This window comes from Pseudomonas sp. 21615526 (genome assembly GCF_013386245.1).
Lineage (GTDB): Bacteria > Pseudomonadota > Gammaproteobacteria > Pseudomonadales > Pseudomonadaceae > Aquipseudomonas.
Genome location: NZ_JACAOM010000015.1, coordinates 139,584 through 154,517 on the forward strand (window position 1 = coordinate 139,584; position 14,934 = coordinate 154,517).

At 60.7% G+C, this 14,934-nt stretch carries 11 protein-coding genes; 8 read left to right on the top strand and 3 right to left on the bottom strand.

Annotation, left to right across the window (positions count from 1 at the left end):
* Window positions 1-9 precede the first annotated feature (9 nt).
* Window positions 10-1,170 (top strand): gamma-butyrobetaine dioxygenase, encoded by a 1,161-nt coding sequence (locus HX786_RS06815; RefSeq protein ID WP_178911863.1) that lies wholly within the window; start codon window positions 10-12, stop codon window positions 1,168-1,170.
* A 379-nt stretch (window positions 1,171-1,549) separates the two neighbouring features.
* Complete coding sequence (locus HX786_RS06820) at window positions 1,550-1,813, top strand: hypothetical protein (RefSeq protein WP_003216918.1); 264 nt, start codon at window positions 1,550-1,552, stop codon at window positions 1,811-1,813.
* Window positions 1,814-1,920: 107 nt separating this feature from the next.
* On the opposite strand, the gene HX786_RS06825 is transcribed toward HX786_RS06820, so the two are convergent.
* Entirely contained in the window at window positions 1,921-3,024 is a 1,104-nt protein-coding gene (locus tag HX786_RS06825) for a GlxA family transcriptional regulator (protein WP_003216915.1), read from the bottom strand.
* A gap of 540 nt (window positions 3,025-3,564) precedes the next feature.
* The gene (locus HX786_RS06830) at window positions 3,565-4,941 is read right to left on the bottom strand and encodes an L-serine ammonia-lyase (protein ID WP_008434038.1); all 1,377 of its coding nucleotides are present in this window, start codon (window positions 4,939-4,941) and stop codon (window positions 3,565-3,567) included.
* A gap of 436 nt (window positions 4,942-5,377) precedes the next feature.
* Here HX786_RS06830 and HX786_RS06835 point away from each other — a divergent pair, with 436 nt between their 5' ends.
* The 3 genes from HX786_RS06835 (at window position 5,378) to choV (ending at window position 8,414) form a co-directional block, all read left to right on the top strand.
* Window positions 5,378-6,325, top strand: a complete 948-nt coding sequence (locus tag HX786_RS06835; protein WP_003216912.1) for a choline ABC transporter substrate-binding protein — start codon at window positions 5,378-5,380, stop codon at window positions 6,323-6,325.
* Window positions 6,326-6,393: 68 nt separating this feature from the next.
* A complete protein-coding gene (gene choW / locus HX786_RS06840) occupies window positions 6,394-7,239 on the top strand; it encodes a choline ABC transporter permease subunit (RefSeq protein WP_003216909.1) in 846 nt (281 codons plus the stop codon).
* Window positions 7,236-8,414, top strand: coding sequence for a choline ABC transporter ATP-binding protein (gene choV, locus HX786_RS06845; RefSeq protein ID WP_003216907.1), 1,179 nt, complete (start codon window positions 7,236-7,238; stop codon window positions 8,412-8,414). Before choW ends, choV begins: the two co-directional genes overlap by 4 nt.
* A 154-nt stretch (window positions 8,415-8,568) precedes the next feature.
* On the opposite strand, the gene HX786_RS06850 is transcribed toward choV, so the two are convergent.
* The gene (locus HX786_RS06850) at window positions 8,569-10,503 is read right to left on the bottom strand and encodes a BCCT family transporter (RefSeq protein WP_236260840.1); all 1,935 of its coding nucleotides are present in this window, start codon (window positions 10,501-10,503) and stop codon (window positions 8,569-8,571) included.
* Between the two features lie 376 nt (window positions 10,504-10,879).
* On the opposite strand from HX786_RS06850, the gene betI reads away from it, so the two are divergent.
* The 3 genes from betI (at window position 10,880) to betA (ending at window position 14,907) form a co-directional block, all read left to right on the top strand.
* Complete coding sequence (betI, locus tag HX786_RS06855; RefSeq protein WP_003216902.1) at window positions 10,880-11,473, top strand: transcriptional regulator BetI; 594 nt, start codon at window positions 10,880-10,882, stop codon at window positions 11,471-11,473.
* 61 nt (window positions 11,474-11,534) lie between these two features.
* On the top strand, window positions 11,535-13,007 hold the full coding sequence (gene betB, locus HX786_RS06860) for a betaine-aldehyde dehydrogenase (RefSeq protein WP_003216900.1): 1,473 nt from the start codon (window positions 11,535-11,537) through the stop codon (window positions 13,005-13,007).
* Between the two features lie 196 nt (window positions 13,008-13,203).
* Window positions 13,204-14,907 (top strand): choline dehydrogenase, encoded by a 1,704-nt coding sequence (gene betA, locus HX786_RS06865; protein WP_178911864.1) that lies wholly within the window; start codon window positions 13,204-13,206, stop codon window positions 14,905-14,907.
* Window positions 14,908-14,934: the final 27 nt, after the last annotated feature.

The window sequence follows — 14,934 nt, forward strand, 5'->3', positions numbered from 1 at the left end:
GGAATCGCCATGCAAACCGCCGCCGCTGTTGCCGACTTCCGTACTTACCCACTGATCAGTGACCTGGCCGATGTGCAGGTGCACGGCGATCACCTCAGTGTGCGATGGGCCGATGGGCGGATCAGCCCGTTTCATCACCAGTGGCTGCGGGACAACTGCCCGTGCCCTGTTTGCGTCTACAGCGTGACCCGTGAACAGGTGCTGGAAATCGTCGATGTGGACGAACACCTCACGGCCCTCAGTGCACGTATCGACCAGGGTCTGCTGACAGTGGAATGGAGCGGCGGGCATCGCAGCCAATACGATCCCGGATGGTTGCGGGCGCACGCCTACGACGATGAGTCCCGCGCCGAACGCCGGGCTGCCAAACCGAAATCCCTGCTGTGGGACCGTACGTTCGAGCTGCCCGTATTCGACTACGCAGCGCTGATGGAAGACCCGAAAGCCCTGCTGCAATGGCTGCTGGCTTTGCGTGACAGCGGCCTTACGCAAGTGCGTGGCGTGCCCACCGAACCTGGCTCGCTGGCGCTGATCGCCAAGCGCATTTCGTTCATCCGCGAGAGCAACTTCGGCGTGCTGTTCAACGTACAGTCCAAGGCCGATGCCGACAGCAACGCCTACACGGCATTCAACCTGCCGCTGCACAGTGATTTGCCGACGCGGGAGCTGCAACCCGGGCTGCAGTTCTTGCATTGCCTGGTGAACGACGCCGACGGGGGCGAGAGTATTTTTGTCGACGGTTTTGCGATTGCCCGGGCGCTGCGGGACGAAGATCCGGAAGCCTTTCGCGCGTTGTGCGAGATCCCCGTGGAGTTTCGCAACAAGGACCGTCACAGCGACTATCGCCGGCTAGCGCCGATCATTGCTCTGGATGCCTTGGGTGAAGTCGCCGAGATTCGCATGGCCAACTTTCTGCGCGGGCCGTTTGAGGCGCCTGCAGAGCAGATGCCGTTGCTCTATCGCGCCTATCGCCGGTTTATTGCGATGACCCGGGAGGAGCGTTTTCGGCTGGTCAAACGTCTGAATCCGGGCGAGCTGTGGTGCTTTGATAATCGCCGGACCCTGCATGCGCGCAATGCGTTTGATCCGGCGTCCGGCGCGCGGCATTTCCAGGGCTGCTATATCGATCGGGATGAGTTGTTGTCCCGGATATTGGTGTTGCAGCGGTAGACCGAGGCTCCCCCTTCGCGAGCAAGCCCGCTCCCACATTTGACCGAGTTCCTCCTGAAAAAACGCGGTCAACTGTGGGAGCGGGCTTGCTCGCGAAGGGGCCAGCAGCTTCACCTCAAATTTCAGCTCAAAAAAAGCCCCGATCCAGCCGTGACAGGATCGGGGCAGAGTGCTTTGTGTGAGCGGCGCATCCCGAGGGTGACCAAACCTTCAAGCTGCTTGCTTGATGCCAGTGTGCACACTCCCCTGCCTTGCGAGTTAGCCGAAAACGACCTGTTCATAGGTGTGCCGGACATTCATGCATTCAGGCCTTGCCGACTCGGTGATGGCCTACCAGAATCGACCTCAATCCCCCGCTCCCCTAACAAGGATTAACGTCATGATGCACGCGGATTTGATTGACCAGGATGACCTGCTGGGCCAGCTGCGGTCGTTGGGTTTCGAGGTGTCCAGCGGCGCTACCGCCGAGCAGGCTTGCGAGTGTGCGGTGCGCGGCTTGAGCGCGGCGCGGGCCAAGGCGCTCAAGGGTATGGTTGAGCAGATGTACACCGGCAGCGCGACGATCTTGCCGGCGGTGAGGCAGGCGATCGACAAGCAGTTGTTGCCGGCGCTGGTGCAATTTCGGCAGAACTCTGGCGCCTGATATACCGCATTCGCGAGCAAGCCCGCTCCCACATTCGACCGCGTTCCTACTGAAAAAACGCGGTCAAGTGTGGGAGCGGGCTTGCTCGCGAATGCAGGCGACTCGGTCTAAAGCCTTACACTCGCGAAAGTCGACTCATTCCTGGCCTGGCTCAACGCCGACAACGGCCCGGACAACGGTGACAGCACCAGCGCCTGCGGAATCGGCATCATCGCCACCTGCTGCGTGGTGTTGGAACCCACACGCTCATCCCGCGGCGGAATGCCGAAGTATTCGCGGTAGCACTTGGAGAAGTGCGGCGTGGAGACAAACCCGCACACCGACGCCACTTCGATGATCGACATCGGCGTTTGCTTGAGCAACTGCCGCGCACGGATCAGGCGCAACTTGAGGTAGTAGCGCGACGGCGAACAGTGCAGGTATTTCTGGAACAAGCGCTCCAGCTGACGCCGGGACACCGCTACGTACACCGCCAGTTCATCGAGGTCGATCGGCTCTTCCAGGTTGGCCTCCATCAGCGCGACGATTTCCTGCAACTTCGGCTGGTTGGTGCCAAGCATGTGCTTGAGCGGCACACGCTGGTGATCCTGTTCGTTGCGGATTCGCTCGTACACAAACATCTCGGAGATCGCCGCCGACAACTCACGGCCGTGGTCGCGGCTGATCAGGTGCAGCATCATGTCCAGCGGCGCGGTGCCGCCGGAGCTGGTGAAGCGGTTGCGGTCGAGGGTGAACAGGCGTGTGCTCATGGCCACGCGGGGAAAGGCTTCCTGCATCGACGCCAGGCATTCCCAGTGCACGCTGCAATCAAACCCGTCCAGCAGGCCGGCGCAGGCCAGGGCCCAGCTGCCGGTGCACACCGCGCCAAGGCGACGGGATTGGCGCGCCTGGCTTTGCAGCCACGACACATGTTCACGGGTCACGGTGCGCTGGATACCCACGCCGCCACAGACGATCACGGTGTCCAGGGCCGGGGCTTTGTGCATGGAAGCATCGGGGGTGATTTGCAGACCGTCGCTGGCCCACACCTGGTTTCCGTCCACACTCAACGTCGTCCAGCGATACAGCTCGCGGCCGGAGAGCTGGTTGGCCATGCGCAGGGGTTCGACTGCGGAAGCCAGGGAAATCAGCGTGAAATTGTCCAGCAGCAAAAAGCCGATGGATTGAGGCGCACGGTTCTGGGGTTGAGCCCCGGAGTTGAACGACGTCATCGCGGTATCTCCTCACACAAAGCGGGTGATGGCCTCAGGCGAGGCTCTTGTTATTGCGCTCATCGCCTTAAGGAAACTCCTATGGCGAGAGGCTTTGTATTGATAGAGCAAATGCCATGCCTAAAGTTGAATGCGTATTCAATAACTCCTGAAAACGACCTCATGACGTGTCTATATAAGCCCGCGCATGGAGTGGGGGATATGACCCAGAAAAGACGTGAGAGAACGCAGGCTCAAGGTGTGTGAGCAGATCGGTAGCACTTGTGGGAAGGGAGAGAAACGACGTGGGAAAAGTCTGTCACCACAAGCACGGGTGACCGATGGTCATGAGGGGAAATCGTTCGGGAGCTACTTATCTAATTGCGACGCGCTAAAAGGTGGCGCTTTTGGTTCTGGTGTTCACTTTATGAGCAGTGTTGCCCGGTCTACCGCATTCGCGAGCAAGCCCGCTCCCACACTTGACCGCGTTTTTTCAGTAGGAACTCGGTCGAATGTGGGAGCGGGCTTGCTCGCGAATGCAGGCGACGCGGTCTTTCCGGATCAACACTCCACCGCACTCACCGCCAACCCACCCCGCGATGTTTCCTTGTACTTGTCATGCATATCCGCCCCGGTATCGCGCATGGTGCGGATCACCCGGTCCAGCGAGATGAAGTGCTGGCCATCCCCCCGCAGCGCCATCTGCGCCGCGTTGATCGCCTTCACCGCGGCAATCGCATTACGCTCGATGCACGGCACCTGCACCAGCCCGCCTACCGGGTCGCAGGTCAGGCCGAGGTTGTGTTCCAGGCCAATCTCCGCCGCGTTGCACAATTGCTCCGGCGTCGCACCGAGGATCTCCGCCAACCCCGCCGCCGCCATGGCGCACGCCGAGCCGACTTCACCCTGGCAGCCGACTTCGGCACCCGAGATCGACGCGTTTTTCTTACACAGGATGCCCACCGCCGCCGCGCCGAGGAAGTAGTCGACCACGTTGGCCTCGGTCACTTCTTCGCTGAACTTCATGAAGTAGTGCAGCACCGCCGGGATGATCCCCGCCGCGCCGTTGGTCGGTGCCGTGACCATGCGCCCGCCGGCGGCGTTTTCTTCATTCACCGCCAGGGCGAACAGGTTGACCCATTCCATCGCGCTCAAGGTCGAGCCGATCACATTCGGCTTGCCCAGCTCCTGCAAGCTGCGGTGCAACTTGGCTGCACGGCGCCTTACATTGAGGCCGCCGGGAAGGATGCCTTCGTGCTTTAGGCCTTGCTCCACGCAATCCTGCATGGCGCGCCAGAGCTTCATCAGGCCGCTGCGGATTTCTTCTTCCGAGCGCCAGGTTTTTTCGTTCGCCAACATCAGCTCAGCGACGCGCAGGTTGTGGGTCTTGCACAGCTGCAGCAGTTCCACCGCACTGGAAAAATCATAGGGCAGCTCGGTGCGGTCCATGTCCGCCACGCCGCTGTTGGCCTGGGCTTCATCCACCACGAATCCGCCGCCCACCGAGTAGTAGGTGTCGCGGTGCAGCTCGCCGTTATCACCGAACACCACCAGGGTCATGGCATTGGGGTGGAACGGCAGGTTTTCGTCGATCAGGCGCATGTCCCGCGCCCATAAGAAAGGCACCGGCAAACGTGCGTCCAGCAGCAGGGTGTTGGTCTCGCGCAGGGTTTCGATGCGGATGCCGATCTGTGACGGATCGATCGCGTCCGGCCACTCGCCCATCAGGCCCATGATCACCGCGTTGTCGCTGCCGTGACCGATGCCCGTGGCCGATAAGGAGCCATACAGCTGAACTTCGACGCGCCTGACTTGTTCCAACACATCACGTTCACGTAATCCTTGAACGAACAACGCCGCGGCGCGCATGGGGCCGACGGTGTGAGAACTCGAAGGCCCAATGCCGATCTTGAACAGGTCGAAAACGCTGATAGCCATTGCCGTGAAACTCCTCGATGAGCACAGGCCAGGCGCACATAACGCCTGGTGACGGAGCTGCTACGCTCATGTCGCAATCCGCCCAGATGCGGCCATCATCAAGCTTTTGTTGGCGCTCACGGCGTCTCACACCGACGTACCCATGCTCATCAGCGCCGCTGTTGTGGAAGGCGACGTTTTGGCCGTTTTTTGCGGTGCAGATCGGTAAAAAGTGCAGTTTTGCCGTGGAAAAAATCTGTAAGCGACGTCACCGACACTGGATACGACCATCCCTGTACTGGATACGACGCCCCCTGTAGGCGTCAGATTTTCACTGGTACATGATCAGTCTCGACTCGTTTGCACAGTTGCGTGGCAGAGCTGTGCCGCACGCCCAACCGCAACACCTATAAGCGCGGTGTTATTGCCGCCAGAAAAACACCAGGAGTCCACCCCCATGAAAGGTTCCCCGTCGTTGTTGTTGGCCGCCATGCTGAGTCTGCCAGTCGTGGCTCACGCTGCAGAACCGGCGCAATGCCAGACCGTCAACTTCTCCGATGTCGGCTGGACCGACATCACCGTCACCACCGCCACCACCAGCGAAGTCCTCAAGGGCCTCGGCTACAAACCCCGCACCACGATGATTTCAGTACCCGTGACCTACAAGTCCCTGGCCGACGGCAAGAACATGGACATCTTCCTCGGCAACTGGATGCCGACCATGGAAAATGACATCAAGCAGTACCGTGATGCCGGCACCGTGGAAACCGTGCGCGCCAACCTGGAAAACGCCAAGTACACCCTGGCCGTACCGGAAGCGCTGTACAACAAGGGCCTGAAAGACTTCGCCGACATCGTCAAATTCAAGGATGAGCTGGGCGGCAAGATCTACGGGATCGAGCCGGGCAACGACGGCAACCGGACCATCCAGACCCTCATCGACAAGGACGCTTTCGGCCTGAAAACCGCCGGTTTCAAAGTGGTCGAATCCAGCGAAGCCGGGATGCTTTCGCAGGTGGAACGCGCCACCAAGCGCGACCAGGCCATCGTGTTCCTCGGCTGGGAACCGCACCCGATGAACACCCGCTTCAAGATGAAGTACCTGACCGGGGGTGATGATTCATTCGGCCCCAACTACGGCCAGGCCACCATCTACACCAACGTCCGCAAGGGCTACACCCAGGAATGCAGCAACGTGGGCCAGTTGCTGAAAAACCTGTCGTTCACCCTGAACATGGAAAGCACCCTGATGGGTAACGTCCTGGACGACAAAATGAAGCCTGACGCCGCCGCCAAGGCGTGGCTGAAGAAGAACCCGCAAGTGCTCGACACCTGGCTCGCCGGTGTCACCACGGTCGATGGCAAACCAGGACTGGAGGCCGTCAAAGCTTACCTCGCCAAGTAAACCGCTGACCCCGGGCCGGTACGCTGGCCCGGGATGTTTTTCCTCTTCGCATGTGGACATTCACTACCATGCTGACTGAACATAAAATCCCGCTAGGCCAGTACATCGCTGCCTTCGTTGAGTGGTTGACCCAACACGGGGCCGCCTACTTCGACGCAATCGCATCGACCCTGGAAACGATGATCCACGGCGTGACGTTCGCGCTGACCTGGTTCAATCCACTGGCATTGATCGGTCTGATTGCGCTGCTCGCTCACTTCATTCAACGCAAATGGGGCCTGACCGTTTTTGTCATCGCCTCCTTCCTGCTGATCCTCAACCTGGGGTACTGGCAGGAAACCATGGAGACCCTGGCGCAAGTGCTGTTCGCCACCCTGGTCTGCGTGGTGATCGGGGTGCCGCTGGGCATTGTTGCCGCGCACAAACCGATGTTCTACACCCTGATGCGGCCGGTGCTCGATCTGATGCAGACCGTACCGACCTTCGTCTACCTCATCCCTACCCTGACCCTCTTCGGGCTGGGTGTAGTGCCCGGGCTGATTTCCACGGTGGTGTTTGCGATTGCCGCGCCTATCCGTCTGACTTACCTGGGTATCCGTGATGTGCCGCAAGAGTTGATGGACGCCGGCAAGGCCTTTGGCTGCTCGCGCCGTCAGTTGCTCTCGCGGATCGAACTGCCCCACGCCATGCCGAGCATCGCCGCCGGCATTACCCAATGCATCATGCTGTCGTTGTCGATGGTGGTGATCGCGGCCCTGGTGGGCGCCGACGGCCTCGGCAAACCGGTGGTCAACGCGCTGAACACCGCCGACATCGCCCTGGGCTTTGAAGCCGGCCTGGCGATCGTACTGCTGGCCATCATGCTCGACCGCATCTGCAAACAACCCGACGCCAAAGTAGGGGGTGATGCATGAGCATTATCCGATTCGAAAATGTCGACGTGATCTTCTCCAAAGACCCACGCGAGGCGCTCAAGCTGCTGGACCAGGGCATGACGCGCAACGAGATCCTGAAAAAGACCGGGCAGATTGTCGGCGTTGAAAACGCCAGCCTGGATGTCGAGAAAGGCGAGATCTGCGTGCTGATGGGCCTGTCTGGTTCAGGCAAGTCGAGCTTGCTGCGCTGCATCAACGGCTTGAACACCGTCAGCCGTGGCAAGCTGTTTGTGGAGCATGAAGGTCGGCAGATCGACATCGCATCCTGCACCCCCGCCGAGCTGAAAATGATGCGCACCCAGCGCATCGCCATGGTGTTCCAGAAGTTCGCCCTGATGCCCTGGCTGACGGTGCGCGAGAACATCAGCTTCGGCCTGGAGATGCAGGGCCGCCCGGAAAAAGAGCGGCGCAAGCTGGTGGACGACAAGCTGGAACTGGTGGGCCTGTCGCAGTGGCGCAACAAGAAGCCCGACGAGCTTTCCGGTGGCATGCAGCAGCGTGTCGGCCTGGCCCGCGCATTGGCGATGGACGCCGATATCCTGTTGATGGACGAACCCTTCTCGGCACTCGACCCGCTGATCCGCCAGGGCTTGCAGGATGAGTTGCTGGAGCTGCAACGCAAGCTGAGCAAGACCATCGTATTCGTGAGCCACGACCTGGATGAGGCGCTGAAACTCGGCAGCCGCATCGCGATCATGAAAGACGGCCGGATCATCCAGTACAGCGTGCCGGAAGAGATCGTGCTGAACCCGGCGGATGACTATGTGCGGACCTTTGTGGCCCACACCAACCCGCTGAATGTGCTGTGTGGCCGCAGCCTGATGCGCACGGTGGATAACTGCACCCATGTCAACGGCTCCATCAGCCTGGACCCGGGCGGTGACTCGTGGCTGGACCTGGCCGAAGGCAACACCATCAAGGGCGCGCGGCAGAACGGTTCGGTGCTGAACCTGCAGAACTGGGCACCGGGGCAATCGGTGGAGGGCCTGGGCCGGATGCCGACGCTGGTGGATTCGAATATCGGGATGCGTGAGGCGTTGCAGATTCGGTATCAGACAGGGAACAAGCTGGTGCTGCAGGACAACAACAAGGTGGTGGGGATTCTGGGTGACAGCGAGCTCTATCACGCCCTCTTGGGCAAGAACCTGGGCTAACAGACACCGCAAAAAAAATGTGGGAGCGGGCTTGCTCGCGAATGCGGTGTATCAGTGTCAGATGTACTGACTGACACTGCGCATTCGCGAGCAAGCCCGCTCCCACATTTTGCTCAGGTGGTGTCAGTAACGACACCACCTGTCCTTTCAACACTCAGCTATAGACACGGCCAAGGAGCTGCCGATGGCTTTCAAACTGATCGAGCACGTCCCGGGTGATCTGCTCCTGGGTGAAGCCCATCAGGTCGTATTCCTGAGGCCCGTTGTGCAGGTAAACCTCGGCGCGGTAGTAGCGCGTGCGTTCTTCCTCGGGCAAGTCGTTCGGTGCCGACGAATAAGCATCCAGGCTGACCTCGTAGACAAACGGATTGCCCTCTTGCATCTCGATGCGCACACCAATGCAGCGCTTGGATTTGCCCAGCAGGGTCTGCACTTCCAGCCCCTGGTCACGCAACGCAGTCGCCGCTTCTTCCAGCGCCGGCGTGACGTGCTTGTCCATAAAGCGTTGCACGGTACCCTGGCTAGGTTGCAGGTCCAGGGCAGTCAAACGCTCGCTGAAACCACGCCGACCACGCTCGGCCAACTGCGCCTGCTCCAACTCGATCGCCACGTCCTGGCGCATCGCCTTGTGCAGGCCGAACATGAAGAACACCAGCACCACCGAGAACGGCAAGCCCGCCAGCACCACCATGGTTTGCATGGCTTCGAAGTTACCGGCGAACAGCAGGCCGATGGTCACCAGGGTGATCACCGCCGACCAGAAAATCCGCAGCCAATGCGGCGCATCTTCGTCAACGTTGCCGCCCTTGCAGGACAGGTTCGCCATCATCACCGCGCCGGAATCCGCCGGGGTCAGGAACAGTACGAAGCCCACGAAGATCGACACACCGATGACGATTTTCGACGCCGGGTAATGCTCAAGCAGTTGGTAGATCGCCATGGACGGCTGTTCCAGCGCCGTCTTGCCCAACTCCACCGCGCCATGGTTCACCACCAGGTCCAGGGCCGAGTTGCCGAAGATCGACAGCCACGCCAGGGTGAAGCCCAGCGGGATCAGCAGCACGCCGGCCACCAGTTCACGCACCGTGCGACCACGGGAAATACGCGCGATGAACATGCCCACGAATGGCGCCCAGGAAATCCACCAGGCCCAGTAGAACAGGGTCCACAGGCCCATCCAGCGTTCGGTCTTGTCGGCGTCGCCTTCGTACACGTACAGGTCGAAGGTCTTCAGCACGATGCCGTTCATGTAGTCGCCGATGTTCTGCACGAAGCCGTTGAGCAAGTGCAAAGTCGGGCCAAACAGCAATACGAAAATCAGCAGGCCGCTGAACAGCACGATGTTCAGGTTGGACAGGCGGCGAATGCCGTTCTCCACACCCGACACCGCAGCAATGGTCGCCACGGTGCTCATCACGATGATCACGATCAGCAGGTTGGTGTTGCTGTGCTGCATGCCGAACAGGTTTTCCAGCCCGGACGACACTTGCATCGAGCCAATCCCCAGGTTCGTCACCAGGCCCAGCAGGGTCACGAACATGCCGAAGCCGTCCACCGCGTGACCGGCCGCGCCTTTGACCCAACGCTCGCCCACCAGCGGGTACAGCGCCGAGCGCAGGGCCAGCGGCTGGTTATGACGGTAGGCAAAGTACGCCACGGCCAGGCCGACCAGTGCGTAGATCGCCCAGCCGTGCAGGCCCCAGTGCAGGAACGTCAACTGCAACGCCTGGCGTGCAGCTTCGCCGGTGGCCGATGCGCCTTCAGGCGGGTTGAAGTAGTGGTCCAGCGGCTCGGAGGCGCCGAAGTACAGCAGCGAGATGCCGATGCCCGACGAGAAGAGCATGCCGGCCCAGGCGCCGTAGCTGAAGTCCGGGGTGTCGTCCTTGCTGCCCAGTTTCAATTTGCCATAGGACGAAAACGCCAGGCCCACCACAAACACCAGGTAGGCGGCGATCACGACCATGTAGTACCAGCCAAAGCTTTTCGACAACCAGGCTTGGGCCACACCGAGCATCCTGCCGGCTTCCTGCGGGGCGATGATCAGAATCGCGGTCAACAACAGAATCAGCGCGGTGGAGGTGTAGAACACCCAACCGTTGACCCGCACCTTTTCTGGCGGGGTCTTTATAAGAGAGGCAGAACTCATGGCACAGATGCTCCGGGCAGTGCAGAGAAACACAAGGCAACGCTTGACCCGAGCCATCGATTTTTCGGCAGTCGACGGACGGGTGTATAAAGACACCCCGAAAAACCATAAACCCCCGGCGAACCGCTGTGCCGGGCTGTTTCATGGGTTTTCCCGATGTCAGGTGGCGCCACATGCACGTAGGAAATACCTGTAGGCAGCGACCATTTGTCGCAGATCTTATTCTTTGTTGATTGAACGTTCAATCAAAACAAAATAGACTGGCCCTCAAGCCGACGGACGTTTATCGCCCGTTGGCAGGCCTAAGGAGAGGTGCACGATGCCCAAGGTCGGTATGCAACCCATACGCCGCCAGCAGTTGATCGAAGCCACATTGACGGCCGTCGATCAGGTCGGAATGGGGGATGCCAGCATTGCGCTGATCGCCCGTCTGGCCGGTGTCTCGAATGGCATCATCAGTCACTATTTTCAGGACAAGAATGGCCTGATCGCCGCCACGATGCGGTACCTGATGAACGTGCTGATCGAGAACGTCACCGAGCGCCGGTTGGCGCTGAAAGATGACAGCCCGCGGGCCCATCTTCAGGTGATCATCGAAGGCAACTTCGACGCCAGCCAAGTCAACGGCCCGGCTATGAAAACCTGGCTGGCCTTCTGGGCCACCAGCATGCACCACCCGTCATTGCACAGGCTGCAGCGGATCAACGATCACCGTCTGTATTCCAACCTGTGTTGCCAGTTCCGCCGAGCGTTGCCGTTGCCCGAGGCACGCAGCGCAGCCCGAGGCCTGGCGGCCCTGATCGACGGTTTGTGGTTGCGCGGCGCCCTGTCGGGAGACGCTTTCGACACGGAGCAGGCGCAACGGATCGCTTACGAATACATGGATTTCCAATTGGCCAAGCAGGTGAGTTAGAGCACACATAAACGCTCAACTCCCGAACCGCGCCAACCACTAATGCACTTGCGAGGACTTTATGGCCCGTTTCGAACTGCAAAAACTCTACATTGACGGCGGCTACTCCGACGCTGGCAGCGATGCCACTTTCGAAGCCATCAACCCGGCTAACGGTGAAGTTCTCGCCAACGTGCAACGCGCTACCAAAGAAGACGTCGAGCGCGCTGTGGTCAGCGCCGAAAAGGGCCAGAAAATCTGGGCCGCCATGACTGCCATGGAGCGTTCGCGCATCCTGCGTCGTGCCGTCGACATCCTGCGTGAGCGCAACGACGAACTGGCCGCCCTGGAAACCCTGGACACCGGCAAGCCGTATTCCGAAACCCAATACGTCGACATCGTCACCGGCGCTGACGTGCTGGAATACTACGCAGGCCTGGTGCCCGCCATCGAAGGCGAGCAGATCCCGCTGCGTGACACCTCGTTCGTCTACACCCGTCGCGAGCCGCTGGGCGTCGTGGCCGGTATCGGCGCATGGAACTACCCGATCCAGATCGCCCTGTGGAAATCCGCACCTGCCCTGGCGGCCGGTAACGCGATGATCTTCAAGCCAAGCGAAGTCACCTCGCTGACCACCCTGAAACTGGCTGAAATCTACACCGCCGCCGGCGTTCCGGATGGCGTGTTCAACGTCCTGACCGGCAGCGGCCGTGAAGTCGGCACCTGGCTGACCGAACACCCGCGCATCGAGAAAGTCTCCTTCACCGGCGGCACCGACACCGGCAAGAAAGTCATGGCCAGCGCTTCGAGCTCTTCGCTCAAGGAAGTCACCATGGAACTGGGCGGCAAATCCCCGCTGATCATTTTCGACGACGCCGACCTCGACCGCGCCGCCGACATCGCGATGATGGCCAACTTCTACAGCTCGGGCCAGGTCTGCACCAACGGCACCCGCGTGTTCGTTCCGACCGCCCTCAAAGGCGCCTTCGAAGCCAAGATCGCCGAGCGCGTTGCCCGCATCCGCATCGGCAACCCGGAAGATGAAAACACCAACTTCGGCCCGCTGGTCAGCTTCGCCCACATGGAAAGCGTGCTCGGCTACATCGCCAAAGGTAAAGAAGAAGGCGCCCGCGTGCTGTGCGGCGGCGACCGTCTGACCGACGGTGAATTCGCCAAGGGTGCCTACGTGGCCCCGACCGTGTTCACTGACTGCACCGACGAAATGACCATCGTCCGTGAAGAAATCTTCGGCCCGGTGATGAGCATCCTCACCTACGACACCGAAGAAGAAGTGATCCGCCGTGCCAACGACACCGACTTCGGCCTGGCCGCTGGCCTGGTGACCAAGGACCTGAACCGCGCCCACCGCGTGATTCATCAGCTGGAAGCCGGTATCTGCTGGATCAACGCCTGGGGCGAGTCCGACGCGAAGATGCCGGTGGGCGGCTACAAGCAGTCGGGCGTGGGCCGTGAAAACGGGATCAGCTCGCTGAACAACTTCACTCGCATCAAATCGGTACAGGTTGAGCTGGGCGACTACGCCTCGGTGTTCTAAAACCTGATTGAGCCTGGCATGGCCCATGTGGCGAGGGGGCTTGCTCCCGTCGGGCTGCGAAGCAGCCCCATGCCAGGTACCGCAGTTCTTTCAGACAGAACTCGAGCGCTGACTTTGCGACTGCTGCGCAGTCGAACGGGAGCAAGCTCCCTCGCCACAAAAGCAGCCTGAACCAACTTTCACGAGGGTGCATTTAATGTCCCAAGAATACGACTACATCATTGTGGGTGCCGGCTCCGCCGGTAACACCCTGGCGACCCGTCTGACCGAAGACGAAGGCGCCACCGTCCTGCTGCTGGAAGCCGGCGGCCCGGACTACCGTTTCGATTTCCGTACCCAGATGCCAGCCGCCCTGGCATTCCCGCTGCAAGGCCGCCGCTACAACTGGGCCTACGAAACCGATCCAGAACCACACATGGACGGTCGCCGGATGGAATGCGGTCGCGGCAAAGGCCTCGGCGGCTCCTCGCTGATCAACGGCATGTGCTACATCCGCGGCAACGCGATGGACTACGACAACTGGTCGAAACTGCCGGGCCTGGAAGACTGGACCTACCTGGACTGCCTGCCGTATTTCCGTAAAGCCGAAACCCGCGACATCGGCCCGAACGACTACCACGGTGGCGACGGCCCGGTCAGCGTGACCACGCCAAAGGCCGGCAACAACCCGCTGTTCCACGCGATGGTTGAAGCCGGCGTACAGGCCGGTTACCCACGTACCGAAGACTTGAACGGCTACCAGCAGGAAGGCTTCGGCCCGATGGACCGTACCGTGACGCCAAACGGTCGTCGCGCCAGCACCGCTCGCGGTTACCTGGACACGGCCAAGAAGCGCTCGACGCTGACCATCGTCACCCACGCCCTGACCGACAAAGTCCTGTTCGAAGGCAAGCGCGCCGTCGGCGTGCGTTACCTGATCGGTGCCGCTGAAGAACGCGTTGAAGCCCGTGCCCGCAAGGAAGTCCTGGTGTGCAGCGGCGCAATCGCTTCGCCGCAACTGCTGCAACGCTCCGGCGTCGGCCCGGCGAAGCTGCTGGAAAGCCTCGACATCCCGGTGGTCCACGACCTGCCAGGCGTCGGCGAAAACCTGCAGGATCACCTTGAGCTGTACCTGCAATACGCGTGCACCCAACCGGTCTCGCTGTACCCGTCGCTGCTCTGGTACAACCAGCCGGCCATTGGTGCCGAGTGGCTGTTCAACGGCACCGGCATCGGCGCCAGCAACCAGTTCGAAGCGGGCGGTTTCATCCGTACCCGTGAAGAATTCGATTGGCCGAACATCCAGTATCACTTCCTGCCGGTAGCGATTAACTACAACGGCAGCAACGGTGTGAAAGAGCACGGTTTCCAGGCGCACATGGGTTCCATGCGTTCGCCGAGCCGTGGCCGCGTGCAGCTGAAGTCGAAGAACCCACGGGAATACCCGAGCATCCTCTTCAACTACATGTCTACCGAACAGGACTGGCAGGAATTCCGCGACGGCATCCGCCTGACCCGTGAAATCATGCAACAGCCGGCACTCGACCAATACCGTGGCCGCGAAATCAGCCCGGGCATCGACGTGCAGACCGACGAGCAACTGGACAAGTTTATCCGTGAGCACGCCGAGACCGCGTTCCACCCGTCCTGCTCGTGCAAGATGGGCACCGACGAGATGGCCGTGGTTGACGCCGAAGGCCGTGTGCATGGCATGCAGGGTCTGCGCGTGGTTGACGCGTCGATCATGCCGATCATCACCACCGGCAACCTGAACGCGCCGACGATCATGATCGCCGAGAAAATCGCCGACAAGATCCGTGGCCGCAAGCCACTGCCGCGCAGCACTGCGGATTACTACGTGGCGGGCGATGCGCCGGTGCGTGGCAAGCCGATGCGTGAAGTAGGTCCTACTGCGCAGTAACTGATGGACCGAGGTGCTCCCTTCGCG